Consider the following 25,604-nt stretch of genomic DNA (forward strand, 5'->3'; position numbering starts at 1 on the left):
ACGATGTACCCCACGCGCACGACGTCGACCACAGGCACCTTCGAGATCCCCCCGCACCCCACCCCCCGACCGACGACCCAGGCCCCCGCCACCCCGACCCCGGCCGAAGCGGAACGGGCCGCGGACATTCAGCCCGGAGCCGCCCCGGCCGGAGCGACGCAGGGCGGTGCCGCGCCGGGCGGAGCTGCCCCGGCAGGTGCCGCGCCGACAGGTGCCGCGCCCCGGTGGGTCGTTCCGGCCGAGCCCGACCGGTCCGTTCCGGTGCCCGCCGCGTCCGTGCCGACGGCAGCGGTGCCGGTCGCGGCGGTGTGGGCGGCGGCCGAGGCCGACGCCGAGCGGGGTGCACACCGGTCGGCCGCGCCCGACCAGTCCGTGCCGGTGCCGGTGCCGGTGCCCGTCGCCGCAGGGCCGGCGGCCCCGGCCGAGGCCTGCGCCGAGCGCGCCTCGGACCTGCCGACCGGGCACGACCGGGCGGCATACGCGCCGGCCGCGGCCGTCTCGGACGCGCCAGGGCGGGCCCCGGCCGACGTAGGCACCGAGTGGGGCTCGGACCCGTCGGCCCAGCCCGACCGGGCGGCGCCCGTGCCCGCCGCAGCCGTGCCGGTTGCCGCCGGCGCCGGGTGGGCCGGGGCCTCCCGGGCCATGCCGTCCGGCGCGGTGTCGTCCGCGCCCGCGCCGTCCGTGCCCGCCGCGGCGGTGACCGAGTGGGCCGCGCCCACCGGTTGGGCCCTGGCGGGCGAGCAGTCCGGACCCGCCCGCGCCGAAGCCGCCCCCCGTCCGGCTCCCGCCGACTCCGACCGGGACACGGACGGGCTCGTCGCCGCGGGTGCGGCCGCGCAGGCCACGGCCGTCGCCCCGCACGGGCCCGCCGGGCGGTCGGGGGAGGGCGCGCGCAGTGACGTACCGGCGGCGCGGGCCCAGGCCGAGCCCGGGGTGGACATCCCGCACCCCCAGGACGAGGCGGCCCACGCCGGTGCGGCAACGCTCCGGCTGCGGAACCCCGACACCGAAGCCGCCCGCCCGCACCCGCAGGACGAGGCCTGGCCCCTGGCCGCCGCGCCCGCCCACGGCGGGTCCCGCGCCGCGCTGCGCACCGCGCCCGGCGGCGCGGGCTCGTACGCCGCGGTGGACCACGCTCCACGGCACGCGGGTGCACCCGCCGCCTGGGACCTTCCCGGACAGGGCGGTTCGTCCGCCGAGGGGGGCTCTGCTCGGCAGCACGCGGCCCCGGGTCCCGCCGCGCCGGAGGCCGAGTACGCGGATCCGTACCCCGTACCGGACCCGGACGGGCCGGGAGGCGCCGACCAGGCCGCCCCGGCCCAGGGGCGGGAGGTGACCTGGTCCGTGCCCGCTCCGGCCGTTTCCGGTGACGGCGGCCCCGGACGGGCCGGGTCCGAGGCCGGCGCCGAGTCCGAGGCCGACGCCGAGTCCCAGGCCGAGTCCCAGGCCGACGCCCGGGCCGGCGCCGGGGCCGCCTTCGAGCCGCCGGCCGGTGACGACGGCCCCGGACGGAAGGACGCGGACGGCGAGGCCGCCACCGCCCCGCAGCCCGCGACCGGCGGCGGCGTCGTACCCGGGCCCGCTGCGGCCGAGGTGGTCGAGGTCGTCGCGCGGGCCGTGGCGCGGATCGCGGAGGACGACACGCAGGACCTGCCCGTGGTCCCCGCCGTGCGCGGGGTCGCGGTGACCGAGGTGCCGGTGCACCTTCCGTTCCGCGGCGGCGTTCAGCCGCAGCCCCAGCAGCCCCAGCAGCCCCAGCAGCCACAGCCCCAGCAGCCGAACCCGAACCCCGACCCGAAGACGCCGAAGGCCCAGGCCGCCACCACGCCCCGCTCCGCCCCCGGACGCCGCGTGCCCCGTGGCGACGACCGGCTCCACGAGCATCACGGCCCGGTGCTGCCCGGCTGGATCGCGGTGGCCGTCGGCGGGATCGCGCTCGCCGGCTGCGCGGTCGTGCTCTGGCGGGCCGGGGCCGTCCCCGACTCCCTCGCGGCGGCGTTCGGCGCGGAGTCCCGCCCCTACCGGGGACTGCAGGCACGCTTCTGGCCGCCGCTCGCCTTCCTCGGGGTCGTCGCGCTCCTCGCCCTCGGCGGGCTGGGCCGCGGCCGGGCCGGCCACGCCTGGGTGCTCACCCTCTTCGGCCGCTACCGCGGCACCGTCCGCCGCTCCGGGCTGACCTGGATCAGCCCCCTGCTGCTGCGCCGCCGGGTCGACGTCCGGCTGCGGCACTGGCGCAGCGACCCGATGCCCGCCGTGGACTCCGGTGGGCTCGCCCTCCAGGTCGTCGTCCAGGTGGTCTGGCAGGTCAAGGACACCGCCCGCGCCACCCTGGCCGTCGCCGACCACGTGGACTACCTCGCCGAGCAGGTCGAATCGGCCATGGCCCGGGTGCTGTCCCAACTCCCCGCCGACGCCTTCCACGATGCCGCTCCGACCCTGCGCGACGCCGAGGCCGTCGGTGACGCGCTGACCCGGATGCTGGCGGCGGAGACCGAGGCGGTCGGCGTGGAGGTGTTCTCGGCGCAGCCCACCCGCATCGAGTACGCCCCCGAGGTCGCGGACGCCATGCGGCGGCGCCGGGTCGCGGCGATCGACGCCAAGCACCGGGACACCGTCCTGACCTCGGTGGTCGACGCGGTGGACGACACCGTCCACCGCCTCACCTCGCGCGGGCTCGTCGAGCTCGACGACTACGAGCGCAAGGCCCTCGTGAAGGACCTGACCGTCGCCTTCTACACGGGCCGCGCCGAGTAACCCTCAGCGGCCGACGCGGGGCCGACGGCCCGCCGACGCCGGGCCGACGGGAGAACGGGTGGAATCCGGTTGGACCGGACCACCCGTTCTTCCGTTGGTCTGGACATGTCCAACTCCCGTCAATACTGTGGGACTTGGTCTAGACCTAAATCCAGAGCTCGTGAACGGGCCGTGCCGCCGACACCGGTACGGCCCATCCCCACGCGTGCGCACGCTCTCTCCGGACATCCCCCCACGTTCAAGGAGCATCAGCATCATGCGTTCCTTCCGCATGCCCAGAACCAAGCGGGCCGCCGCCACGGCCACCGCCACCACCGTCGGCCTCGGCGTCGTCGCCGCCCTCGCGCTCGTCACGGCCCCCACGGCCAGCAGCCACGGGTACACCGACACCCCGATCAGCCGCCAGAAGCTCTGCGCCAACAAGACCGTGTCCGACTGCGGCCCCATCCAGTGGGAGCCCCAGAGCGTCGAGGGCCTCAAGGGGTTCCCCGCCGCCGGTCCCGCCGACGGCCGCATATGTGCGGGCAACCACCCGGAGTTCGCCCAGCTCGACGACCCGCGCGGCGGCACCTGGCCGGCGACCTCGGTGACCAGCGGGCAGAGCTACGGCTTCCGCTGGCAGTTCACCGCGAACCACTCCACCACCGACTTCCGGTACTACGTCACCAAGAACGGCTGGGACCCCACCAAGCCGCTCACCCGCGCCGCCCTCGACCCGCAGCCCTTCCTGACGGTCGCCTACAACGGCGCCCGCCCCGCCATGACCACCGTCCACCAGGGCACCATGCCGAGCGGCAAGACCGGCCGGCACATGATCCTCGCCGTGTGGACCGTCAACGACACCCCGATGGCCTTCTACGCCTGCTCCGACGTCCGGTTCTGACCGCCGGCTCCCCGCACGACGTTCATTTCTGACGGAACGTCAGCTATCCTCCGGCGGCATGCGGACGACGACACCCGAAACCGTCGCGGAGCTCATCGCGAGCCAATGGGGCGACCACCGGCCCGGTCTGAAGTACGCCGACGGCGTCCTCAGCCACCACCGGACCGCCCGGGAGGCCGTGGCGCGCGCCGCGCTCCTCGTCGATCTGCTGCCGCCGGGGGCGGAGCCGCACATCGGGGTGCTGCTCGACAACACCCCGGAGTTCCCGTTCTGGCTCGGCGCGGCGGCCCTCGCGGGGGCCGCCGTCGCCGGGATCAACCCCACCCGGCGCGGCCCCGAACTGGCCCGCGACATCCTGCACACCGACTGCCGGATCCTGGTGACGGAGCCGGCCCACCTGCCCCTCCTGCGCGGCCTCGACCTGCCCGGCGTACGACTCCTGGTCACGGGCACGCCGGAGTACGAGGCGCTGCTCGCCCCGTACTCCGGCGCGAAGCCCGGCGACGCCGTCCTGGGGTCCGGTCCCGGCCCCTCCTCCCGGCTGCTCCTCTACTTCACCTCCGGCTCCACCGGCGCCCCCAAGGCGGCCATCTGCACCCAGGGCCGCCTGGCCGCCGCCGGCGCCTCGCTCGCACGGCACTTTTCAGTCACCCCGGACGACGTCCACTACATCTGCATGCCCCTCTTCCACGGCAACGCCGTCATCGCCGACTGGCTCCCCGCCCTCGTCGGCGGGGCCGCCGTGGCCCTGCGCCGCCGCTTCTCGGCCTCCGCGTTCCTGGACGACGTACGGGCCTACGAGGCGACGTACTTCACCTACGTGGGCCGCGCCGTCCAGTACCTCCTCGCCACCCCGCCCCGCCCCGACGACCGCGCGCACACCCTGCGCCTCGGCTTCGGCACCGAGGCGGGCGCGGTCGACGCGGCACGCTTCGCCGAGCGCTTCGGGGTCCGCCTCGTCGAGGGCTACGGGGCCACCGAGGGCGGCGCCTCCGTCCAACGCACCCCCGACACCCCGCCGGGCGCCCTGGGTCGCGCGGGCGCGGGCGACGACCTGGCCGTCATCGACCCGGAGACGGGCCTGGAGTGCCCGCCCGCCGTACTCGACCCGCGGGGCCGGCTCCTCAACGGAGCCGAGGCCATCGGCGAGCTGGTCAACAGGGGCCGCAGCCTCTTCGAGGGCTACTGGCGCAACCCCGACGCGGAGGCCGCCCGCACCCGCGACGGCTGGTACTGGACCGGGGACCTCTTCTTCCGCGACCCCGACGGCTTCCTCTACTTCGCCGGCCGCACCGACGACCGGCTGCGCGTCGACAGCGAGAACCTGGCCGCGGCGGTGATCGAGAACATCCTCGCCCGCTGGACCCGGGCGGCCGCCGTGGCCGTGTACGCCGTACCGGACGAGGTGGCGGGCGACCAGGTCATGGCCGCCGTGGCCCTGCGCGCGGGAGCCGTCTTCTCCCCGCAGGGGTTCGCGTCCTTCCTCGCCGCCCAGCCCGACCTCGGCACCAAGATGGCCCCGCGCTACGTGCGCGTCGTCGAGGCCATGCCGACCACGGCGACCAACAAGGTCCACCGGGTCTCCCTGCGCCGCGCGGCCTTCCGGACCACCGACCCGGTGTGGTGGCGGCCACCGGGCGAGGACGCGTACCGGCGGCTGGAAGCGGAGGACCTCGCGGGGCTCCTGGCCGCCTACGAGGCCCAGGGGCGGGCGGATCTGCTGGGGCGCTGAAGGGGTCACCGGCGGGGCACGGAGGGCGCCGCCGGCGGGGTCGCAGACGGCGGCTCCGGAAGCGGTTTTGAGCACTCCGGAGGAGCAGGTAGTATTTTCTCTGTCAGCAGGCGCCGCTAGCTCAGTTGGTTAGAGCAGCTGACTCTTAATCAGCGGGTCCGGGGTTCGAGTCCCTGGCGGCGCACCTGTCCTTCGGGCGGTTTCCGGTTTCACCGGGAACCGCCCGAAGTGTTTTCCGGGCCTGAGCGGGTCGCTCCGGTCCGGGCCCGGAGGCCGGGGGCCTGTCGTGCAAGGCCCCCTTCGGTCAGGAGCGCTCAGAGGGTGAGCGAGAGCAGCAGCGGCGCGGCCTTGCGGTTCAGCACGTCGGCCGCGGCCCGCAGCCGGTGGGCGTGCTCCACGGGCAGGGACAGGGCCAGGCAGCCCACCGAGGCTCCCGCCGTGATCGGGACGGCCGCGCAGACCGTGCCGACGGCGTACTCCTGCAGGTCGAGCGTGGGTACCGTGGCCGGCTGGCTGTCCAGCTTCGAGAAGAGGATCCGCTCGTTCACGATGGTCTTCGACGTCAGCCGGGCGATCTTGTGCCGGGACAGGTGGTCGCGCCTGCCGTCGAGGTCGAGCTGGGTCAGCAGGCACTTGCCGACCGCGCTGGCGTGCGCGGCCGAGCGGAAGTCGACCCACTCGTGGACCTTGGGGGTGCGCGGGCTGTCCGCGAACTGCGTGATCCGGACCTCGCCGTCCACGTACCGGCTGATGTAGACCGCGGCGCCGACGGAGTCCCGCAGCCGGTCCAGGGTGTCCTGGAGCTTGTCCTGCAAAGCCTGCTGGCGATCGGCGCCGGAGCCCAGAAGGACGAGGGAGTCCCCGATGGCGTAGGCGCCGTCGGACACCTGCAGTACGTACCCCTCGCGGCGCAGCATGAGGAGCATGGGGGCGAGATGGACCGCGGGCAGGCCGGTCTCACGCGCGATCTGTACATCGGTCACGCCGCCGGTATGGCGGGCGACCGTTTCGAGTACGCGCAGGGCGTACTGCACCGAATGGAACGGCGCGGTCGGCTCGGGCTTCAGCGCCACGGTTTCCCCCTAGCAGGTTGTTACCGCTTGCTCTCACACGATAGCCATCAAGAGGCCCGTGTGGAGCGCCTGTTGATGAGATTGATGGCTCAATCACACCGGTCTGCCTGGATCTACTCCGCTGGCATATGCCAAGGTCATGACCGGTGTCCCGGAGTGCCGGGAATGCCCGGCCCGGCCGCGCGGTTCGGGTTCTTCGTACGGACGGGACGGACGGGCGAGCGGAGCGGGAGAGACGATGAGTGACACCGGAGGCGCGGGAGACGCTGGACGACGGGGAGAGGACCGTTCGGGGGACGATTCGGGCATCGGAGCACAGGGGGTCCACGCGGCCCACGGAGCCCGGGGAGCCCACGAGATCCGGGGCGCGGCCCCCGGCCGGGCGCCGGTGCCGCTCTCGGTGCTCGACCTCGTCACCGTCGGCTCCGGCAGCACCGCCCACGCCTCCCTGCGCACCAGCGTCGACATCGCCCGGCTCGCCGAGTCCCGCGGCTACCACCGCCACTGGGTCGCCGAACACCACTCCATGCCCGGGGTCGCCAGCTCCTCCCCGGCCGTGATCCTGGCCCACCTCGCGGCCCACACCTCCCGGATCCGGCTCGGCTCGGGCGGGGTCATGCTGCCCAACCACGCCCCGCTCGCCATCGCCGAGCAGTTCGGCACCCTGGAGGCGCTGGCCCCGGGCCGGATCGACCTCGGCCTCGGCCGTGCGCCCGGCACCGACGGGCAGACGGCCGCCGCGCTGCGCGGGCCCGGGCGGCGCGACGAGGCCGTCGACGAGTTCCCGCGGCAGCTCGCGGAGCTGATCCGCTTCCTCGACGACGACTTCCCCGACGGGCACCCGTACGCCCGCGTGCACGCCGTGCCGGGCCCCGTGCAGGGCCCCGCCGGGCGGCCGCCGGTGTGGCTGCTCGGCTCCTCCGGCTTCAGCGCCCGCCTCGCCGGCGGACTCGGGCTGCCCTTCGCCTACGCGCACCACTTCTCCCCGGCCGGGACCCTGCCCGCCCTCGACCTCTACCGGCAGTCGTTCCGCCCCTCGGCCGTCCTGGACGCCCCGTACGCCGTCATCGGAGTCGCGGCCCTCGCCGCCGACACGGCCGCGGAGGCCCGCGCGCAGGTGCTGACCGGCGCGCTGGCGATGCTCCGGCTGCGCAGCGGGCGCCCCGGTCTGGTCCCGACGCCCGAGGAGGCGGCCGCGTACCCGTACACGCCGCTGGAGCGGGAGTTCGTGGACGACCGGCTCGCGAGCGTGGTCCACGGCACCCCCGACGAGGTCACCGCGGGCCTGGACGACCTCGCGAAGCGCACGGGCGCGGACGAACTGATGCTGACCGCCAACGCCCACGCCGGCGAGGCCCGTCTGCGCTCGTACGCCCTCGTCGCGGACGCGTACGGCATGCCGGTCCTCGACGCCTGATCCGGCCGCCCCGGCCCGCCGCACGGTGCGGGCCGCGGCGCGGTTCCGGGACGGTGGCGGCCACCCACCCGGTCCGGAGCTGCTCCTCGAAGAAGCGCGATCGAGACATCCCTCCGCCACCCCGGTGACGTGGACGACTTCAGCAACCAAGGGCTTCGCGACGCGATCGCCGCAGCGCGATCACCGGCCTGGTCCGAGCGGGCCGCCGCAGGACGGCATCTGGCGGCAGCACCGCAGATCGAGAGCGTCGCCGGTGTCCTGCACCGTCTGTTGCTGGACGCTACCCACGCCGGGCAACCGGACAGGACGGCGACGAGCTGATCATGCAGCTTCGGACGCCGGCGACGGACAGGGATCCCGAGGTCCGCAGCGAAGCCCAGTTGCGACTTGCACGGGTGTACACGAGCCCCGAGTGAACCCGGAGGGCCCCGCACGACCTGACATCCGGAGTTTGGCTGGTTTGTTGCCGAAACCTTGCCGGAGGGTGAATGAAGGCAGCCTTAAGTCGCTCGTCATCGTGGGTGGCGGGCGATTTTTGGTGGGGTCCCACGCCCCTGACGTGGGCTTCTGGGTGTCGACTGGTCTAGTCCTTCTTTGGTCCAAACCATTGACTCGGGACCGGAGTGATCGCTATCACTACTCCCACCTGAAGTCTTGCCTTCCCCTCCCACTTCCCCGGAGGCAGTTCATGCACATCCGTAAATCCCTCATCGCGGCCGCCGCCACGGCCGCGCTGGCCGGCGGGACGCTGGCCGCCTTCGCGGGACTCACCACCGCTTCGGCCGCCGAAGCCGGGACCACCGCGGCGGCCGGCAACGTCAAGATCGCTTACTACGACCAGTGGAGCGTGTACGGGAACGCCTTCTATCCCAAGCACCTCGACACCCGTGGCATAGCGAGCAAGCTGGACGTCATCAACTACTCGTTCGGCAACATCCACCCCACCAACCTCACCTGTTTCGAGGCGAACAAGGCGGCGGGCGACGACAACAACCCCAACGCCGGTGACGGTGCGGGCGACTCGTACGCCGACTACCAGAAGTCCTTCAGCGCGGCCGACAGCGTCAGCGGCGTCGCCGACAAGTGGGACCAGCCGATCGTCGGCGTGTTCAACCAGTTCAAGCAGCTCAAGGCGAAGTACCCGAACCTGAAGATCAACATCTCGCTCGGCGGCTGGACTTACTCGAAGTACTTCAGCGACGCGGCCAAGACCGACGCTTCCCGCAAGAAGCTCGTCTCCTCCTGCATCGACCAGTACATCAAGGGCAACCTGCCCGTCGAGGGCGGCTACGGCGGCGCGGGCAGCGCGGCCGGCATCTTCGACGGCATCGACATCGACTGGGAGTACCCGGGCTCGTCGGGCGGCCACCTCGGCAACCACTACGCCCCCGAGGACAAGCAGAACTTCACCCTCCTGCTCAAGGAGTTCCGCGAGCAGCTCGACGCCCACGGCGCGGCCAACGGCGGCAAGAAGTACCTGCTGACCTCGGCCCTCCCGGCCGGCCAGGACAAGATCAAGTACATCGAGACGGACAAGATCGGCGCGTACCTCGACTACGCGAACATCATGACGTACGACATGCACGGCGCCTGGGACTCGGACGGTCCGACGTACCACCAGTCCCCGCTGCTGCCCTCGTCGTCCGACCCGACCGACGTGATCGCCCCGGGCACCGAGAAGTACAGCATCAAGAACGCCATCGACTCCTGGATCGACGGCAACGCGGCCTACGGCATCACCGGCGGCTTCCCCGCCAACAAGCTGGTCCTGGGCTACGAGTTCTACTACCGCGGCTGGAAGGGCGTGCAGCCCGGCACCACCAACGGTCTCGCCCAGCCCGCCACCCTGGCCTCCGCCGCCCGTCCGACCAGCCAGCAGGCCGGCATCGCGCTCTACAAGGAGCTCGGCGGCATCGTCGACAACCCGGCGACCACCTTCTGGGACGACAAGGCCAAGGCCTCGTACTTCTACAAGGACGGCGAGTTCTTCACCGGCCTCAACCAGAAGTCCATCCAGGCCCGGGTCGATTACGGCAAGCAGCGCGGCCTGGCCGGCGCGATGATGTACTCCCTGCTCGGCCTGGACGCCAACGCGACCCTGCTGAACCAGATCTCGGACTCCCTGGGCGGCACCACGCAGCCTCCGGTCACCCCGACTGCCACGCCCACCGCGACCCCGACGGCCACGCCGACCGCCACGCCGACGGCAACCCCGACCGCGACGCCCACCACGGGCTGCGGCGCGGCGGCCTACGTCCACGGCACCGTCTACACCGGCGGCAGCGAGGTCTCGTACAACGGCCGCAAGTACAAGGCCCAGTGGTGGACGCAGAACGAGGTGCCCGGCACCACCGGTGAATGGGGTGTCTGGAAGGACCTCGGCGCCTGCTGATCCCCCCACCCCGCGCCGAGCGGCCGGCAGCCCCCGCACCCTCCTCCCAGGGTGCGGGGGCTGCCGTGTGACATGGTTGCGGGATTCCCCGTACCGGTGCGTGCCGAAGTCATTACGCTCGGCGATGAGTTGGATCCGCCGCACGCGTCCTCATGGGGGTGACCGCCCATGGTCAACATCCGCGCTCTCGATCCCAGCGCCTCGCCGCTGGACTACTACGCGTACGAGCTCTGCCGCCTGAGGGAGGCGGCCGGGCTGAAACAGGGCCAGTTGGGCGACATCATCTACTGCTCGGGCTCGCTGATCGGCATGATCGAGAACACGAAACGGGTCCCGACCCGCGACTTCTCGGAACGGCTCGACGCCGCGCTGGGCACGGACGGGCACTTCTCCCGGCTGGTGGGGTTGGTCCTGCGGAGCCAGTTGCCGCACTGGTTTCAGCCGTACGCGGAGATGGAGGCCCGAGCCGAGTACATCAGCACGTTCCAGTGCCAGTTGGTCTACGGGCTCCTTCAGACGGAGTCGTACGCCCGCGCCCTGATCGGCGTGGACCGACCCGATCAGATCGACGAACTGGTGGCGGCCCGCATGGAGAGGCAGCTCATCCTGGAGCGCGAGCAGCCACCTGCGCTGTGGGTGGTGCTCGGCGAGGCCGTGCTGCACCAAGAGGTCGGTGGCCGCGAGGTCATGCGCGACCAACTCGCCCACCTGTTGGGCTTCGTCAACCGGTCCTGGGTGCAGATCCAAGTGCTGCCCTTCTCGGCCGGAGCGCACACGGGGATGCAGGGGTCGTTCACCCTTCTCCGCTTCGACGGCGACCCGGATCTGATCTACGAAGAGGGTTACGCGCAGGGTTACATGACCGCCAATCCGCCAGTGATCAGGGAGCGTTCGGTCGGATACGCTCGGCTGCAAGCCGAGGCGTTCTCACCGGAACGCTCGGCGGAGCTGATCACTCGGCTAATGGAGGAACGCTATGGGAAGCAACCAGAACCTGGCGGGCGCGCTGTGGCGTAAGTCGTCGTACAGCGGGACCACCGGCGGCGAGTGCGTCGAGTGCGCCCCCCTCGGCACCGCCGCCTGGCGCAAGGCCTCGTACAGCGGATCCAGCGGCGGCGAGTGCGTCGAGGTCGCCGCCCAGCCCTGCCGCGTAGCCGTCCGGGACTCCAAGCGCCCCGACGGCCCCGCTTTCACGGTTGCCCCCGAGGCGTTCGGAGCCTTCGTACGGAGTCTCTGACTCAGACCTGGGGATGTGGCGCGGGCCCCTCCGGCTGGCCGGAGCCCGGGCCCGCCGCCTCCGCGACCTGGCGGCTGATGATCGCGGCGATCGCCTCCGGGGCCACCGCCCGGGAGTACAGCCAGCCCTGGCCGGTGTCGCAGCCGACGCGCTTCAGCCGGGCCGCCTGGCCGGCGGTCTCCACGCATTCGGCGGTCACCGTCAGGCCCAGCCGGTGTGCGAGCTGCACCAGGGCCTCGACGATGGTCTCGTCGGCCGGGTTCGGGTGGGAGCCCTCCTCGTAGCGGAAGCCGCGGACGAAGGAGCCGTCCAGTTTGAGGACGGAGACGGGCAGGCGGCTGAGGTAGGCCAGGTTCGAGTACCCGGTGCCGAAGTCGTCGATGGCGATCCGCACCCCCATGTCGCTCAGGGCCTGGAGGGCCTGGAGCGGGCGGCCCGCCGATCCCATGACGGCGGACTCCGTCAGTTCGAGCTGGAGGAGCTGGGGTGCCAGTCCGGTCTCCGCCAGGATCTCGGCGACGTCGCCGACCAGGTCGGAGTCCCAGACCTGGCGGACGGCCACGTTGACGGAGACGAAGACGGGGGAGTCGCTGGGCTGCTCGATCTGCCAGCGCCGGGCCTGCCGGCAGGCGGTCCGCAGCACCCAGCGGCCCAACTGGACGATGGATCCGTCCTCTTCGGCAATTCCGATGAACCGATTCGGCGTCAGCGTGCCGAACTGCGGGTGGTTCCAGCGCACCAGGGCCTCCACCCCGCGCACCGCCCCGCTCTCCAGGTCCACCAGCGGCTGGTACTCCACGTTGAACTCGCCGCGCTCCACGGCCGGCCGCAGCGTCGAGGACAGGGCCTGGCGGGTCATGCGGTGCGCGTTGCGCTCGGGGTCGAAGAGGGTCCAGCGGGCCTTGCCGTCCGCCTTGGCCCAGTACAGCGTGGTGTCCGCGGCCTGCATCAGCCCGGTCGCCGAGGTCCCCGCGGCCATCCGCTCCACCACGCCGATCGACGCGGAGACCGACAGCCGCTGACCCGCCAGGTCGAAGGGCTCCTGTACGGCGGCCAGGACGCTGCGCGCCAGGTCCGCGAGCTGCTCGGTGCCGGTGGACTCCTCGACCAGCAGGGCGAACTCGTCGCCGCCGAGCCGCGCCACCAGGTGGCCGCCGGTGCGTCCGTAGCCGGACTGGTCTGCGCACTGGGTGAGCCGCCCGGCGACGGCGGTCAGCAGCCGGTCGCCGACCCGGTGGCCCAGGGTGTCGTTGACGGCCTTGAAGCCGTCGAGGTCCAGGTAGCACAGCCCGATGCGGCCCGTGCCGCTCTGCCCGTACGAGGACGCCTCCAGGGCGGCGGAGAGCCGCTCGAAGAACAGCGCCCGGTTGGGCAGCCGGGTCACCGGATCGTGCATCTGGAGGTGGCGCAGCCGAGCCTGGAGGTCGCGCCGGTCGCTGATGTCGGCCACGGACAGCAGTACGTCACCGGTGTCGCTCCCGGGTACGGGGCCGAGGGTGATCTCGGTCCACAGGGAGTGCCCGTCGGGGTGCTTGAGGCGGCGGGTGCAGCGGAGCCGGGCCTGCCGGCCGCGCAGCACCTCCTGGTAGGCCTGCCAGGTCCGGGCCTCGGAGGCCAGGTCCACCAGGTCGGCGGCACACTGCCCGGCGAGCACGTGTGCCTCGGAGCCCAGGAGCTCGGCGAGGGCCTGGTTCGCGTCGGCGATGTGGCCGGTGCGGTCGACGACGGCCATGGGGAGGTGGGCCGCGTTGAAGGCGGCCCGGTAGTCGGCCCGGTGGCCGGCCTGGTGATCCGCCGGGTGGCCGGGCCCGTACGCGGCCTGGTGGTCGGTGCGAGCCGGGGGTGCCGTCGTCGCCAGCTCTGAGTGACGCTGCGTCATGGCCGGTCGGATGCTGTCGGCCGCCGAACCGGTTCCATCTGGGGTTCCGCTCACCGTTGGCTCCCGCAGTGCGTGTGAGTGTCCGTGCAGGAAAGTGTGCCGATCATAGAGGCTCCCGGACGGCCCTATCCAGCGGCGACGCCGTGTGGGGCGCGGGAGTTCGGCGTGATGACGGTTCGTCGGCCTGACGGCGAATGATCGTTTCCGCACGCCTGTGAGCATCCGGCGCCCACCGTTGACCCGACCTGACCGGTCGTGACTTTCCGTAGGCGCATGTGCGAAACCCGGCGTCACCGGCTTGCCCTAGTGCTCACTCGTGTGGGGCAGCGGAACAGGGCATTGGTAAGACAATCGCCCCAAGGTGGATGAAGAGGTACTAATCCACCACCGGAGGTCGATGTGCCGCGACAGCAGACACCCGGGGGAGTGGACCGCTCCCGCATGCGCACCACGGCGGCGGCGCTCACTTCCCTGACGGCGCTCGCCGCCATGTCGCTCGTCGCGGGACCCGCGGTCGCCGCCCCCGGGGCCGGGCCCTGCGCGCTGACCCGTACCGCGGCCCACCACTCCCTGGGCCTGGACAGCTGGAACGGCGCCTATCCCAAGCCCGAGCGCACCCTCAACGCGGTCATGGTCTTCCTCTCCTTCCCCGACCACCGCCCCACCCTGACCACCGAGGAGCTGACCGCCGACCACTTCCCGGCGACCAGCGAATTCTTCGAGCGGGCCTCCTACGGACGCTTCCGGCTGGTCCCGCACCCGCAGGAGCAGTGGATCCGGATGCCCAAGCCGTCCGCCGCCTACGGCATACAGCGCGACTGGGCCCCCGCGGACCGGGCCGCCTACCTGCGCGACGCGGTGGCCGGAGCCGATCCGTCGGTGGACTTCGGCCGGTACGACGTCGTCTACTTCGTCGCCGATCCGGACGCGCCCGGCGTCGACTCCGATGCCACCAAGGTCGTCAACTTCGAGCAGCCGATCCGGGCGGACGGCACCGACCTGCGCCGCATCGTCACGGTCTTCGAGAAGCACCCGCCGGACCGCAACGTGCTGGCCCACGAGACCGGGCACGTCTTCGACCTGCCGGACCTCTACCACCGGCCCTCGGACGGCAAGGGCGACTGGGACACCTACGTCGGGGACTGGGACGTCATGGGCAGCCAGTTCGGCATGTCCCCCGACCTCTTCGCCTGGCAGAAGTGGAAGCTCGGCTGGCTGGACGCCTCCCAGGTCGACTGCGTGGGATCCGGCTCCTCCCTGCACACCCTCCAGCCGCTGTCCGAGGCCCCGCGCCCGGGCGCCTCGGGCGGCACCCGGCTCGCGGTGGTCCGTACGGGACCCGGCAGCGCGATCGCCGTCGAGGCGCGGGGCTCCGCCGGCAACGACGGGGACACCTGCACCGAGGGGGTCCTCATCTACCGGGTCCGCAACGAGGCGGCCTCGGGCGGCGGGCCGATCGAGGTCGTGGACGCCCACCCCGACACCGAGGCCTGCTGGGACCGCTCGGTGTACCCGCCGCTGGCGGACGCCCCGCTGGAGGTGGGGGAGACCTTCACGGTCCCGGGTGAGGGGATCACCGTGGAGGTGGCGGACCGCACGCAGTCGGGCGCGTACACGGTGAAGATCACGCGGTAGGAGCGCCGGGGCGGATGCCGGAAGTGCTGTCGAAGTCTGCCGCGTGGTCCACCGCCCACTCGCGGAAGGACCGGGCCGGGGCGCCCGTGATGCGCTCCACTTCGCCGTTGACCGGCTCCGGATCGTCGAGCAGCCGCGCCTGGCCCGGCAGCACGGCCTCCACCAGCTGTGCCGGATAACCCGTGGCCCTCATCTGCTCGGCGGCCTCGTCCAGCGTGATCTCCTCGAACCGCACCGGTCGCCCGATCGCCTCGCCGATCAGGGCCGCCTGCTGCTCCTGGGTGATCAGTTCGGGGCCGGTGATCAGGGGGCGGGCGCCGAGCAGGGCATCGGTCGTCAGCGCCCGGACGGCGACCGCGGCGATGTCCGCCTCGTGGATCAGCGGACGGGCGAGCGCTGCCAGCGGCGCCCGTACCGCCCCGGTGGTGCGGACCTCCTCCGCCCAGCCCAGCGTGTTGCTCGCGAACCCGGTGGGCCGCAGCGCCGTCCACTCCAGCCCCGATGCCTCGACCAGCTGCTCCAGCTCCGTGTGGAACAGGGTGATCGCCTCGCCCGGCTCCTCCTGCTCGTTCCCCACCCCGGCGGACGACAGGTACACCACCCGTCGGGCGTGCTTCCCGATCGCGTCGATCACGTCCGACGCACCCTCGGCGCTCAGGAAGGGCCACACCAGGAAGACCGCGTCGACGCCCTCCAGAGCCGCGCCCAGCGACGCGGGATCACCGAGATCGCCGCGCACCGCCCGTACACCCTCCGGAAGGTCCGACTCCCCTCGCACCAGCGCCCGCACGGGCAGGCCCGCCGCGTGCAGTTGGGCCACCACCGCGCCGCCGACCTTCCCGGTCGCGCCGGTCACCAGAATCATGGGCTGTGTCATCGGAATCTCCCCGTCTCGCCGTCTCGCCGTTCGATGACACGACTCTCGTACATCAACCAAGGTTGAGGTCAAGGGCTGAGGTCGGGCACCGGTTGGTGGGGCGCGGGATCCCGGACGCGAAAAGGGCCCCCACTTTCGTGGGGGCCCTTCTCCGTCTGTGCGCCGCCAGGGACTCGAACCCCGGACCCGCTGATTAAGAGTCAGCTGCTCTAACCAACTGAGCTAGCGGCGCTTGGTGACGAGGAAGACATTAGCACCCCGAGCGGCGATCGGAAAAATCGATATCCGCAGCTCGGGTGGCACGGACGAACGCCCACAGCAGCGCCTCCGGCCCGGGCAGCCAGGGCAGCCGCGCATCGGGCGCCACGAGCCAGCGCGAGGGTCCTCCGTCGGCGACCAGCGGGGGCACGGTGACGGCGTCGCCGCGGCCGTGGCAGAGCGGGGCGGGCACGGGGGTGCTCCACTCCTCCCAGGCCAGCAGGGCCGGGAGCCGGTGGGCGGTGCCGGGGGCGGCGAAGAGCAGGGTCCGCCCGCGGTGCACGGCGGCCGGCCCGGACCCGGGGCCTTCGGCCCAGAGCAGGTCGAGCATCCGGCGTCCGAGGACGAGGGGGACGTTGACGACGTCGAAGGCGGTCCCGCAGGGCAGCACGGCGGGCGCGGTGGGCCGGGCCTGCCAGGCGGCCAGCGTGCTGCCGGGCCGCGCCGAGGCCGAGGCCAGCCAGGCGGCGCCGGCCGGGGTGACGTGGGTCGCGGAGGCGGTCGTCGTCCGCAGGTCGAGCGCGGGGCAGCCGGTCAGGGTCGTCATGCTCCAGATCTACCCGGGGTAGCGGACCGATCTCCGGGAGTTACGGGAAACCGGGACAGGCCGGGTGGGACTGGGGTATGTTGCCCCCGCATATGCCAGGGGTCGCGGCGGGCGCGCCCTCAGGTGCCCTCGGGAGCGGCGCCGCGCTGCAGGGACTCGCCGAACTCGATCATCTTGCGGGCGTAGTCCTCGGTCCACTCCGCCTGCTCCGCGATCGCGGCCGCCGACAACCGGTCGAACCGCCCGGGATCCGCGAGCTGCGCCGCCGCCACCGCCTGGAACTCCACCGCCCGCTCCTGCGCGGCACGGAACGCCAGGGTCAGTTCCGTCGCCCGGGCCAGCAGCTCCCGCGGGTCGTCGATCGATTCGAGGCCGAAGAAGTGCTCCGGGTCCGTGACGGTCTCCGACGGCTCGAAGAGCAACTGCGCGGGCCGCAGCCTCCGCTCGGTCCGCTCGGGCTCTGCCATGCGTGTCCTCCTGCTGGACGTGGGAAAGCTTCCGGACCGAAAAGCTTCCGGGCCACCGTCCATTGTCCAGCTTCGCGCAAGAGCGCCCGAGGGTCCCGGCGCATGGGCTAGAACGTGCGTATGACCGATGGTGTGCACGAGGAGCTGGACAAGCTCTGCGACGAGGGCATCGAGCAGGTGATCGGCTGGCGCCGTCATCTTCACCGCAATCCGGAGCTGCCCAACCGCGAGGCCGCCACCGCGCGGCTCGTGGCGCGGGAGCTCACCGGGTTCGGACTGGACGAGGTGCGGACCGGCATCGCCGGGCACGGAGTGGTCGGGGTGCTGCGCGGCGGCCGGCCCGGGGACCGGGTGGCGGCGCTGCGGGCCGACATGGACGCGCTGCCGGTCCCCGACCGCTGCGGCGCGGACTTCGCAGCCACCGGCGGGGCCTCGCACGCCTGCGGCCACGACTGCCACACCGCGATGCTCCTCGGAGCGGCGCGCGCACTGGCCGACGTACGGGTACGGGAGCGGCTGCCCGGAACCGTGCTGTTCGTGTTCCAGCCGGCCGAGGAGGGCCCGCCGGTCGGCGAGGAGGGCGGGGCGCGTCTGATGGTGGCCGAGGGAGCCTTCGCCGATCCCGTCCCCACGATGGCCTTCGGCATGCACGTCACCCCGCACCCCAAGGGCTGGGTGGGCTACAAGTCCGGCCCCATGTACGGGGCCTCCTGCCTGGTGCGCGTCACCGTCACCGGCCGGCAGGCCCACGCCTCGTCGCCCTGGTACGGCATCGACCCGATGCCCGCCGTCGGGGCGCTGCTGACCGGGATCGGCCAGCTCTACCGGCAGGTGTCGGCGTTCTCCCCGGTCACGGTCTCCATCGGCCACATCGAGGACGTCGGCCGGTACAACGTCATCGGTGAAACGGTCACGCTGTGGGGCACGATCCGCTGCGCCGAGGAGCGGGACATGGCCGAGGTCAAACGCCGGCTGACGGTGCTGGCCGAGCACACGGCCGAGGCCTACGGGGCCTCCGCGGCCGTCGAGCTGCTCCAGGACGTGCCCGCCGTGCGCAACGAGGAGGCCTGGATCGAGGCCGCGCTGCCCACCCTGCGCCGGGTCGCGGGCGCGGACCGGGTGGTGGAGGTCGGCGGCACGCTCGGCTACGACGACGTCTCCGAGTTCATCACCCGCTTCGGCGGGCTGTACGTGATGCTCGGCGTCCAGGACACCGCCCTGGACCCGGGGAGCGGTGAACCCGTGGCCGTCCCCGGCGGCAGGGGCCTGGCGGGCAACCACCACCCCGCCTTCTACGCCGACGACGCCACCCTGATCACGGGCGTACGGCTGCACGCGCACGCCGCGTACGACCACCTGACCGGGGTGCTCGTCACGCGCTGACCGGAGTCCCCGCCAGGGCGGCGAGCTCGTCCAGTACGGCCGCGAGCTCGCCCGCGAGGCCCTCCGGGGCCTGGAACCCCTCCGCCGTGACCAGCCCGGTGATGCCCGGGACGGCCACCGAGGCCTCGGCGGGCACCATGCCGACGGCCTCCAGCACGGGCCGCAGCATCCGGCCGGCCGGGGCGCCGCCGGAGCCGCCCGCGCTGTAGGAGAGCAGCCCGGCGGGCTTGCCCTGCCATTCGCGGTAGAGGAAGTCGATGGCGTTCTTGAAGGGTGCGGTGAAGCCGCCGTTGTACATCGGCAGGACGAAGAGGAAGGCGTCCGCGGAGTCGACCAGGGCGCTCCACGCACGGGTGTGGGGATGGGTGTAGATCCCGGTGGAGGCGTATGCGGGCTCGTCCAGGAAGGGCAGGGCGATCTCGGCGAGGTCGACGGGGGTGACCTCGAAGCGTTCCCGTCCCTGCTCGCGTGCCACCCCGGCCGCCCAACGGGACAGGGGGCGCGCGGCGGAGGTGGGACGGACGGAGGCGGAGACGACGTGCAGGCGGATCGGGCGGGGGTTCATGGCGGGCTCCTCACGGCCGGGCAATTTTGTTGACGTGTCACCTATGGCGTCACGGCCATGAGAGCGCAGGAGTGGGTGACATGTCAACTAGGTAGATGACATGTCACGTACCGAGCTAGACTTCGACCATGACCGAGCACGAGAGCGGGACCACGAGCGGCAGCGGGAGCGCGCCGCGCTGGCTCAGCGAGGCCGAACAGCAGGCCTGGTACGCCTGGCGGCGGATGTTCCCGCTGGTCAACGCCGATATCGCGCGCGATCTGACCCAGGACAGCGGGCTCTCCGAAGCCGACTACGACGTCCTGTCCGTCCTCGGCTCCACCGACGGCCACCGCATGCGCATCAGCGCCCTCGCCGTCCTCATGCAGTGGTCCCGCAGCCGGCTCTCCCACCAGCTCACCCGGATGGAGCAGCGGGGCATCGTCCGCCGCGAAGAGGTGGCCGACGACGGGCGCGGCGCCGAAGTGGTGCTCACCGAGCAGGGCGTCACCACGATCATGACGGCCGCCCCGCTCCACGTGGAATCCGTGCGCCGCCACCTGATCGACATCCTGACCCCGGAACAGCTGCGCACCTTCGCCGAGGTGGGCGAACTGCTCCGCACCCGCCTCGGCGTGGAGCGCAAGACCCGCTGAGCCGGGCCCGGTGGATCAGGGCCGCCAGACCGATCAGGGCCGCCAGGCCACCCGGTGTTCGGCCAGGTGGGCCAGCACCGAATGGTTGGCCTCCCAGCCGTCCGGGAACTTCACCGTCACGCCCAACTGCACCGGCTCCGAGGACGGGTGGGCGTCCAGGAGTTCCGCTATCCCCGCCCTGGCCACCACCACGCAGGCGTGCCGGTGCCGCGAGGCCAGGACGCAGAGCCGGCCCGTCTCCAGGTGGAAGGCGGTCGCGTCCGGGCGGCCCGACAGGGGATGCAGGACCACCGTGAGGTCGTACTCGCGGCCCTGGAGCCGGTTGGCCGTGTCCACGGTGACCCCCGTGACCCCGAGCGCGGACAGCGCCGACCGGACCGCCGCCGCCTGGTCCCGGTGGGCGGTGCCCACCGCGATCCGGTCCGCCGTCAGCGGGGACGGGCCGCCCGCCTGCTCGTCCACCGTCACCGCACCGCGGTCCAGCGCCCGGCGCACCACCAGGGCCACCGCCCGGACCGCCTCCGGGTCGGTGCGCGGGGTGTGCCGGGCCGGCAGCTCCAGCAGCCCCCACCCCGACTCGGCGGCCTCGTCCAGCACCCGGTCGGGACCCGAGCCGTCGCCCGCCACCCCGTAGGACATCCGCCGCTCGCCCGGGCCCGTACCGCTGCGGAACTGCGTGTACGGATAGAACGCGCGGGAGACCAGCGGCGCGGCCGAAGCCGGCAGGCGCCAGGACACGGGCAGCCGGTGCTGCGGCAGGTCCGGGTTGTGCGCGAGGAGCGTGGACACCGCCGACGCCGAAGGGTCGTAGGACAGGCCCGCCCACTGCTCGGCCCCGACCACGCTGAAGGGGTCGAGCTGCCCCGGGTCTCCGACGAACAGCGCCCGGTCGAACAGCCCGGCCACGGCCAGCAGCGCGTCCGAGCGCATCTGGTACGCCTCGTCCACGATGGCGTGCTCCCAGGGCTCCACGTCCTTGACGTAACCCCACTTGGCCGCCGTCGAGATCGTGATCGGCAGCCCCGCGAGGTCCCCCGGCTTCGCCGAGAGGACCACCGAGTCCAGCTCGCGCAGGGCCGGATCGTAGGCGTCGCCCTCGCTGCTGTGCAGCCGGCCGACCTTCAGCTCCGGATCCTTCGCGTGCAGCCGCAGCACCAGGTCGTCGACCTGGGCGTTCGTCTGCGCGACCACCATCAGCCGGCGCCCTGCCGCCGCCAGGTCCAGGGCCGCCCGCACCACCAGGGTGGACTTCCCGGCCCCGGGCGGGGAGTCGACGACCACGCCCCGGGCCCCGCCGTGCAGGGTGTCGCGCAGGATCGCGTCGGTGGCCCGGCCGGCGGCCGCACCCGGATCGAAAACGGTGCTCACAGGAGGTCCTCGGCGGTCACGGGATCGGGCAGCGGCAGCACGGGGGCGTCACCGGACAGGTGCGCGGGCGGACCACCGTGGGTCCACGGAGTCCGCTCGGCGTCCGGCAGCTTCGGGCCGCCGCGCGCATCGTGCTCGAACAGCGTCCAGCACACCCGGTCGCCCTTCTCCGGCACCGAGCCCGGCTCCGGGTCCTTGCCGCGGCCCATCTTGTCGAGGACGCGCAGCACGAGCCGGCCGTCCTCTTCCCGGCGCACGAACTGCGCGCTCTGCGGGCGCCCGTCCAGCGAGCGGTACACCTTCGGGCCGGCGCCACCGCCGCTGTCCTCGGTGAGCTGTGGCCGGTCCTCCGTGGCCACCCACACCAGCGGGCGCGGGCTCGGCCGCTTCGACTCCGTCCACTCCATGACCACCTCGGTGACCTCCCCGGCGAAGGCCTCGCCCGCCAGCCGCCGACCCGCCATCACCAGCAGGTCGTCCAGGGCCTCCTGGGCGTCGAGCCGCACCTGCTCGGTCTCCCGCGTCGCGAGCTTGCGCGCGGCCGTCACCGCGTCGTCCCGGCGCGGCTGCGGGCCCTCGCCCGCCCGGACCCGGTCCCGGTGTGCGGTGTACGACCAGCGGTCCCCGGTCCAGCGGTCCTCGGTCCGCTGCCCGGCGGGCAGTTCGCGCAGCAGGGCGATCGATTCCCAGACCGCCCGCCAGGTGCCCTCCATCTGCTCCACGACCAGCCGCCGGACCGCCTGCTCGGCGGCCGCGCGAGGTCCGTCGCCGTCGCCGTCGCCGTGCCCGGTCGCGGCCGCAGCCGCCCGCGCCGCGTCGAACTTCGCGATCGCCGGGGCCAGCAGCTTGTTGTCGAAGGCCGGATCGGTGGCCGGACCGGCCGGCGGGACCAGCAGCAGGCCCTGCGGGTCCCGGCCGAGCTCCGCGCGCAGCGCCCGCTCGGCGCCGGACTCGCCCTCCGGCGGGTCGATCCACGCCAGCAGCGCTGCCAGGTGCTGGTCCTCCAGATTGCTCTGGCCGGTGGCCCAGTGCCGCGACAGCAGGTCCGTCGCCGACAGCAGCATCGAGGAACCGGGCACCCGGGAGCGCTCGGCGAAGTGCGTGAACCAGCGCCCCAGCAGCGGCACCTGCGCGGGCGCCGGGTACGGGTGCTCGGGATCTTCCTCGGCGGTCCGCCGGAACCGCATGGACCGCCCCAGCAGCCGGACGTACTCGATGCCCGCGCGGCTCGGCACGATCAACTGCGGCGCGTCCAGGCAGAGCTCGGCCTCCACCTTGACCCGCTTGCCCGTCTCCGGGTCGGTCTCGGTGCGCTCCACCGGCTCGACGGCGTCCGCGTAGCCCTCGACGTACGGGACCACGTGCCCGGCCAGCTCCGCCAGGAACTCCCACCGCAGGTCCCGGTCGCGCGGCTGCGCTATGGCCAGGACGTGCGGCCGGTCCGGATCGGTGCCGACCATCGCGCCGAGCGGTGCCCCGGCCTCGCCCGCCGTCGTCAGCGGTACGAAGACCAGCGGGCGATCGCTCAGGTGCCGGTGCCGTACGGTCGCCAGCGGCTGGGCCCGCCCGGCGCGGACGGCCTCCAGCCGGGCCAGGGTGTTCAGCAGGGACATGCGGCGGCCTCCGTGCGGACGCGGGCGGGGGCCTGCTCCAGCGCCTCGGCGCGCAGCCGGGCGGCCCGGCGCAGCGCGGCGCCCGCGGGGTCCTCGGGGTCCGTGCCCTCGCGGGCCGTGTCATCCAGGGCTCTGCCGTCCAGGGCCCTGCCGTCCAGCGGCGTGCCGCCGGCGGCCGCCGCGAGGGCGGCCCCGACCGTGGTCAGCCCGCCCAGCTCACCCCGTACGGAGCGGCCGAGCGCGGTCACCTCGTCGGCCGCGCGCGCCCGGTCCCGGCAGTGGAAGGCCAGCTCGCAGGCGGCCAGGCACTCCGGGGCGTAAGCGGCCGACACGGCCGACACGGCCTCGGTCAGCTCCTCGGCGGAGCGCGCCGGATCGAAGCTGAGGCCGTCGGGCAGGGCCCCGGCCAGCTCCTCGACCCGGGTGAGCCGCTCCAGCTGGCGCCGGGTCACGGAGCGCTCGCGGCGGATGTCGACGGGGGCCGCGGTGGGGAGGTTGGAGAAGTCCTTGGGGCAGACGAGCAGCACGGTGTGCCCGACCTCGGCGCCGGCCACCTTCGCGGCGGTCGTCTCCAGGGCCAGGACGTAGACGGCGGCCTGGCGGGCGGCGGCGCCCACCTTCGCGGCGTCGGCGGACCCGTCGATCATCGGGAACGACTTGATCTCCACCACGGTCCAGCGCCCGTCGGGGTGCACGACGACGGCGTCCGGCTCCAGGTAGGCGGGGGAGCCGGCCACCTCCAGCGCGAGCATGGGGTGGTCGAGCAGGGTCCAGGCCCCGGCGGCCGTCGCCTCGCGCAGCGCGAGCGCGGTCCGGGCGGCGCGGCCCTGGGGACCGGCGGCGGTGAGGTCGGGCGTGAGGGCGTCCGGTCCGGGCGGTCCGGCCGCGCCGCCGGACCCTGCGCCGAGGTGTTCGTACACCAGCCGCAGGAGCTCGGCCCCGCCGTCGCCCTTGACCTTGGCCTCGAAGGAGTTGCCGCGCACGATGGCGAACTGCGACTGGCCGAAGGCCGCCGGGGAGCCGAGCGCCGCCGCGAGGACGGTCTTGTCCACGCCTGCGCCGTCCAGCAGGGCGCGTCTGCCGCAGCCGGGGTTGGCGGCGAGGGCCGCCAGGGCGCGGGCGTCGAGCGGGCGCGGTGCGACATCGGGGCCGCGCAGATCAGCGAGCCTTTGCCGCAGAGTCTTCGGGGGCGTCGTCGGCTGCGTGGCCTGCCATGCCGCCGGCTGCGCCGTCGGCGCGGGGGACCGCGGCGGGGTCGGCGGCGGCGAGGCGCTGGACGGGTAGGAGCTCACCCGCGGAAGTCTCCCATCCGCCACTGACAATCGTGGACTTACGGCGGAAACCGGCTGTTCGGGTGCCACGCGGGGAGGTCCAGGCGGGCAGGGCGCGGGCCGCCAGGTATCCGGCCCCCATCACGGCGGCCCCGGCGACGGCGTCGAGGAAGTAGTGGTTGGCCGTGCCCATGACCACGAGGGTGGTGACGGCGGGGTACGCGGCGCCGAGCGCCCGGACCAGTGGCCGGCGCGCACAGCACCAGAGCATCACCCCGCACCACAGGGCCCAGCCCACGTGCAGGCTGGGCATGGCCGCGAACTGGTTGGTGAAGGAGCCGAGCCCGCGCGGCGCGCTGGCCTCCCCGCCCCACCAGCCGTAGGCGCTGTACTGGGCCATCGTGTCGGTGAACCCGTACGAGGCGTCGAGCAGCCGGGGCGGGCAGGTGGGCACGAGGGCGAAGCCGACCAGTCCGAGGAGGGTGGAGAGCATCAGCCAGGTGCGGGCGAATCGATACTGCTGGGGGCGGCGCCGGTAGAGCCAGACCAGCACCGCGGGGGTGACGAGGTAGTGCAGGGACGCGTAGAGGAAGTCGGCGGGTATGCCGAGCACCGCCTGGCCGGTGAAGAGCCGGTTGAGCGGCCGCTCCATGTCGATGGCCAGGAGCTCCTCCAGGCGCAGGATCGCGAGCCCGTGCTCCACGGCCAGCCCGACGTCACCCCGGGCGAGGAGTCTGCCACCCGAGTACGCCGCGTAGACGAGTCCCAGGAGCAGCAGTTCGGCCCACCATCTCGGAGGCTGCCGCCTATTAGTCATACGGCGTATGACGTGTGTGAAGACGCAAGGGTTGCTCGGCGTTCATCTCATGGATGATGGAGCAGCGACGGAACCCCCGCAAAGCAGTGCGAATGGTCGGGCCGTCGGTGCTCCGCCCCTCCAGCATCCAGCCCTCTCGACCGGGAGAACTCACATGGCCCCCCGCATCCTCCTGGCCCGCCACGGCCAGACGGCGTGGTCCCAGCTCGGCAAGCACACCGGACGCACGGACGTGCCCTTGCTGGAGGAGGGGAAGCGGGGCGCGAAGCTGCTCGGCGAGCGCCTCGGCCGCGACCCGTGGGCGAGCCTGCGCGGGCTGGAGGTCCGCACCAGCCCCCTGGTGCGGGCGAGCGAGAGCTGCGACCTGGCCGGCTTCGGCGTCCAGGCGGAGCCGTGGGACGCGCTGATGGAGTGGGACTACGGCGACTACGAGGGCATGACCCCGGCCGAGATCCAGGCGATCCGGCCCGGCTGGCTGATCTGGCGCGACGGGGTCCCGGGCGGCGAGTCCGTCGCGGACGTCTCGGCCCGCGCGGACGAGGTCGTCACCTGGGCCCGCTCGGCCGAACGCGACGTCCTCGTCTTCGCCCACGGCCACATCCTGCGTACCCTGGCCGCGCGCTGGCTCGGCTTCGACGCCTCCTTCGGCGCCCGCATCCGGCTGGAGCCGACCTCGCTGTCGGTCCTGGGCTGGGCCTACGGGGCCCCCGCACTGGAGCGCTGGAACGACACGGGGCACCTGGACGGCTGACCCGACGGGCGGGGCGACGACACGGCAGCGCCCGACGCGTGGTTCGCGTC

General features: G+C 73.3%; 20 protein-coding genes, 2 tRNA genes and 2 pseudogenes. 13 read left to right on the forward strand and 11 right to left on the reverse strand.

Features of this window, described 5'->3' with window-relative positions; genetic code table 11:
• Positions 1-3 precede the first annotated feature (3 nt).
• The 4 genes from ABZY57_RS06345 to ABZY57_RS06360 all read left to right on the forward strand — a co-directional run bounded on the left by ABZY57_RS06345 (position 4) and on the right by ABZY57_RS06360 (position 5,553).
• On the forward strand, positions 4-2,754 hold the full coding sequence (locus tag ABZY57_RS06345; RefSeq protein WP_356508700.1) for an SPFH domain-containing protein: 2,751 nt from the start codon (positions 4-6) through the stop codon (positions 2,752-2,754).
• 271 nt (positions 2,755-3,025) lie between these two features.
• Positions 3,026-3,637, forward strand: a complete 612-nt coding sequence (locus tag ABZY57_RS06350) for a lytic polysaccharide monooxygenase (protein WP_356508702.1) — start codon at positions 3,026-3,028, stop codon at positions 3,635-3,637.
• Positions 3,638-3,695: 58 nt separating this feature from the next.
• A complete protein-coding gene (locus ABZY57_RS06355; protein WP_356508704.1) occupies positions 3,696-5,369 on the forward strand; it encodes an AMP-binding protein in 1,674 nt (557 codons plus the stop codon).
• Positions 5,370-5,479: 110 nt separating this feature from the next.
• Positions 5,480-5,553 (forward strand) — tRNA-Lys (locus ABZY57_RS06360).
• Between the two features lie 130 nt (positions 5,554-5,683).
• Here the strand turns inward: ABZY57_RS06360 and ABZY57_RS06365 are convergent.
• A complete protein-coding gene (locus tag ABZY57_RS06365) occupies positions 5,684-6,442 on the reverse strand; it encodes an IclR family transcriptional regulator C-terminal domain-containing protein (protein WP_356508706.1) in 759 nt (252 codons plus the stop codon).
• A gap of 238 nt (positions 6,443-6,680) precedes the next feature.
• Here ABZY57_RS06365 and ABZY57_RS06370 point away from each other — a divergent pair, with 238 nt between their 5' ends.
• The 5 genes from ABZY57_RS06370 (at position 6,681) to ABZY57_RS06390 (ending at position 11,488) form a co-directional block, all read left to right on the forward strand.
• Positions 6,681-7,859, forward strand: a complete 1,179-nt coding sequence (locus tag ABZY57_RS06370) for an LLM class flavin-dependent oxidoreductase (RefSeq protein WP_356508708.1) — start codon at positions 6,681-6,683, stop codon at positions 7,857-7,859.
• Positions 7,860-7,988: 129 nt separating this feature from the next.
• Positions 7,989-8,180, forward strand: coding sequence for a hypothetical protein (locus tag ABZY57_RS06375; RefSeq protein ID WP_356508710.1), 192 nt, complete (start codon positions 7,989-7,991; stop codon positions 8,178-8,180).
• 367 nt (positions 8,181-8,547) lie between these two features.
• Positions 8,548-10,251 carry a glycosyl hydrolase family 18 protein gene (locus ABZY57_RS06380; RefSeq protein ID WP_356508712.1) on the forward strand — a complete coding sequence of 568 codons (1,704 nt, stop codon included), beginning with the start codon at positions 8,548-8,550 and terminating at the stop codon, positions 10,249-10,251.
• Positions 10,252-10,419: 168 nt separating this feature from the next.
• Entirely contained in the window at positions 10,420-11,268 is an 849-nt protein-coding gene (locus ABZY57_RS06385; protein ID WP_356508714.1) for a helix-turn-helix transcriptional regulator, read from the forward strand.
• Positions 11,228-11,488, forward strand: a complete 261-nt coding sequence (locus ABZY57_RS06390; protein ID WP_356508716.1) for a DUF397 domain-containing protein — start codon at positions 11,228-11,230, stop codon at positions 11,486-11,488. Before ABZY57_RS06385 ends, ABZY57_RS06390 begins: the two co-directional genes overlap by 41 nt.
• A gap of 1 nt (position 11,489) precedes the next feature.
• Here the strand turns inward: ABZY57_RS06390 and ABZY57_RS06395 are convergent, their stop codons facing one another.
• Positions 11,490-13,367, reverse strand: coding sequence for an EAL domain-containing protein (locus ABZY57_RS06395; RefSeq protein WP_356508718.1), 1,878 nt, complete (start codon positions 13,365-13,367; stop codon positions 11,490-11,492).
• A 399-nt stretch (positions 13,368-13,766) separates the two neighbouring features.
• On the opposite strand from ABZY57_RS06395, the gene ABZY57_RS06400 reads away from it, so the two are divergent.
• Positions 13,767-15,002 (forward strand): M6 family metalloprotease domain-containing protein, encoded by a 1,236-nt coding sequence (locus tag ABZY57_RS06400; protein WP_356508720.1) that lies wholly within the window; start codon positions 13,767-13,769, stop codon positions 15,000-15,002.
• Here ABZY57_RS06400 and ABZY57_RS06405 read toward each other — a convergent pair.
• From ABZY57_RS06405 to ABZY57_RS06420, 4 genes and pseudogenes are all read right to left on the reverse strand, one after another.
• Positions 14,992-15,879, reverse strand: a complete 888-nt coding sequence (locus ABZY57_RS06405) for an NAD(P)H-binding protein (protein WP_356508722.1) — start codon at positions 15,877-15,879, stop codon at positions 14,992-14,994. The genes ABZY57_RS06400 and ABZY57_RS06405 overlap by 11 nt on opposite strands.
• A 158-nt stretch (positions 15,880-16,037) precedes the next feature.
• Positions 16,038-16,111, reverse strand: a tRNA-Lys gene (locus ABZY57_RS06410).
• A pseudogene (locus ABZY57_RS06415) lies at positions 16,102-16,684 on the reverse strand (bifunctional DNA primase/polymerase). Before ABZY57_RS06415 ends, ABZY57_RS06410 begins: the two are co-directional and overlap by 10 nt.
• A 119-nt stretch (positions 16,685-16,803) precedes the next feature.
• Complete coding sequence (locus tag ABZY57_RS06420) at positions 16,804-17,151, reverse strand: hypothetical protein (RefSeq protein ID WP_356508724.1); 348 nt, start codon at positions 17,149-17,151, stop codon at positions 16,804-16,806.
• Between the two features lie 120 nt (positions 17,152-17,271).
• Here ABZY57_RS06420 and ABZY57_RS06425 point away from each other — a divergent pair, with 120 nt between their 5' ends.
• Positions 17,272-18,534 carry an amidohydrolase gene (locus ABZY57_RS06425; protein ID WP_356508725.1) on the forward strand — a complete coding sequence of 421 codons (1,263 nt, stop codon included), beginning with the start codon at positions 17,272-17,274 and terminating at the stop codon, positions 18,532-18,534.
• Here ABZY57_RS06425 and ABZY57_RS06430 read toward each other — a convergent pair.
• On the reverse strand, positions 18,524-19,099 hold the full coding sequence (locus tag ABZY57_RS06430) for an NAD(P)H-dependent oxidoreductase (RefSeq protein WP_356508727.1): 576 nt from the start codon (positions 19,097-19,099) through the stop codon (positions 18,524-18,526). The two genes, ABZY57_RS06425 and ABZY57_RS06430, sit on opposite strands and share 11 nt — an antisense overlap.
• A gap of 128 nt (positions 19,100-19,227) precedes the next feature.
• On the opposite strand from ABZY57_RS06430, the gene ABZY57_RS06435 reads away from it, so the two are divergent.
• Entirely contained in the window at positions 19,228-19,734 is a 507-nt protein-coding gene (locus tag ABZY57_RS06435; protein WP_356508728.1) for a MarR family transcriptional regulator, read from the forward strand.
• Between the two features lie 33 nt (positions 19,735-19,767).
• Here ABZY57_RS06435 and ABZY57_RS06440 read toward each other — a convergent pair whose 3' ends face one another.
• From ABZY57_RS06440 to ABZY57_RS06455, 4 genes and pseudogenes are all read right to left on the reverse strand, one after another.
• Positions 19,768-21,102: an AAA domain-containing protein gene (locus tag ABZY57_RS06440; RefSeq protein ID WP_356508730.1), complete on the reverse strand. Its 1,335-nt coding sequence runs from the start codon at positions 21,100-21,102 to the stop codon at positions 19,768-19,770.
• Positions 21,099-22,715 carry a hypothetical protein gene (locus tag ABZY57_RS06445; protein WP_356508732.1) on the reverse strand — a complete coding sequence of 539 codons (1,617 nt, stop codon included), beginning with the start codon at positions 22,713-22,715 and terminating at the stop codon, positions 21,099-21,101. Before ABZY57_RS06445 ends, ABZY57_RS06440 begins: the two co-directional genes overlap by 4 nt.
• The gene (locus tag ABZY57_RS06450; RefSeq protein WP_356508734.1) at positions 22,703-24,007 is read right to left on the reverse strand and encodes a hypothetical protein; all 1,305 of its coding nucleotides are present in this window, start codon (positions 24,005-24,007) and stop codon (positions 22,703-22,705) included. The genes ABZY57_RS06445 and ABZY57_RS06450 overlap by 13 nt, the downstream gene beginning before the upstream one ends.
• A pseudogene (locus tag ABZY57_RS06455) lies at positions 23,967-24,803 on the reverse strand (phosphatase PAP2 family protein); the annotation flags it as partial. The pseudogene ABZY57_RS06455 and the gene ABZY57_RS06450, both read right to left, overlap by 41 nt.
• 154 nt (positions 24,804-24,957) lie before the next feature.
• Between ABZY57_RS06455 and ABZY57_RS06460 the strand changes: the two are divergent.
• On the forward strand, positions 24,958-25,554 hold the full coding sequence (locus ABZY57_RS06460; RefSeq protein ID WP_356508736.1) for a histidine phosphatase family protein: 597 nt from the start codon (positions 24,958-24,960) through the stop codon (positions 25,552-25,554).
• The last annotated feature ends 50 nt before the right edge of the window (positions 25,555-25,604 follow it).

The organism is Streptomyces sp. NPDC006450 (assembly GCF_040612195.1).
In the GTDB taxonomy this organism is placed as follows: Bacteria; Actinomycetota; Actinomycetes; order Streptomycetales; family Streptomycetaceae; genus Streptomyces.

Coding starts and splice junctions, on each gene's coding strand:
- ABZY57_RS06345 (WP_356508700.1), top strand. CDS start 4: ATGTACCCCACGCGCACGACGTCGACCACAGGCACCTTCGAGATCCCC.
- ABZY57_RS06350 (WP_356508702.1), top strand. CDS start 3,026: ATGCCCAGAACCAAGCGGGCCGCCGCCACGGCCACCGCCACCACCGTC.
- ABZY57_RS06355 (WP_356508704.1), top strand. CDS start 3,696: ATGCGGACGACGACACCCGAAACCGTCGCGGAGCTCATCGCGAGCCAA.
- ABZY57_RS06370 (WP_356508708.1), top strand. CDS start 6,681: ATGAGTGACACCGGAGGCGCGGGAGACGCTGGACGACGGGGAGAGGAC.
- ABZY57_RS06380 (WP_356508712.1), top strand. CDS start 8,548: ATGCACATCCGTAAATCCCTCATCGCGGCCGCCGCCACGGCCGCGCTG.
- ABZY57_RS06385 (WP_356508714.1), top strand. CDS start 10,420: ATGGTCAACATCCGCGCTCTCGATCCCAGCGCCTCGCCGCTGGACTAC.
- ABZY57_RS06390 (WP_356508716.1), top strand. CDS start 11,228: ATGGGAAGCAACCAGAACCTGGCGGGCGCGCTGTGGCGTAAGTCGTCG.
- ABZY57_RS06395 (WP_356508718.1), bottom strand. CDS start 13,367: ATGACGCAGCGTCACTCAGAGCTGGCGACGACGGCACCCCCGGCTCGC.
- ABZY57_RS06405 (WP_356508722.1), bottom strand. CDS start 15,879: ATGACACAGCCCATGATTCTGGTGACCGGCGCGACCGGGAAGGTCGGC.
- ABZY57_RS06420 (WP_356508724.1), bottom strand. CDS start 17,151: ATGGCAGAGCCCGAGCGGACCGAGCGGAGGCTGCGGCCCGCGCAGTTG.
- ABZY57_RS06425 (WP_356508725.1), top strand. CDS start 17,272: ATGACCGATGGTGTGCACGAGGAGCTGGACAAGCTCTGCGACGAGGGC.
- ABZY57_RS06430 (WP_356508727.1), bottom strand. CDS start 19,099: ATGAACCCCCGCCCGATCCGCCTGCACGTCGTCTCCGCCTCCGTCCGT.
- ABZY57_RS06435 (WP_356508728.1), top strand. CDS start 19,228: ATGACCGAGCACGAGAGCGGGACCACGAGCGGCAGCGGGAGCGCGCCG.
- ABZY57_RS06445 (WP_356508732.1), bottom strand. CDS start 22,715: ATGTCCCTGCTGAACACCCTGGCCCGGCTGGAGGCCGTCCGCGCCGGG.
- ABZY57_RS06460 (WP_356508736.1), top strand. CDS start 24,958: ATGGCCCCCCGCATCCTCCTGGCCCGCCACGGCCAGACGGCGTGGTCC.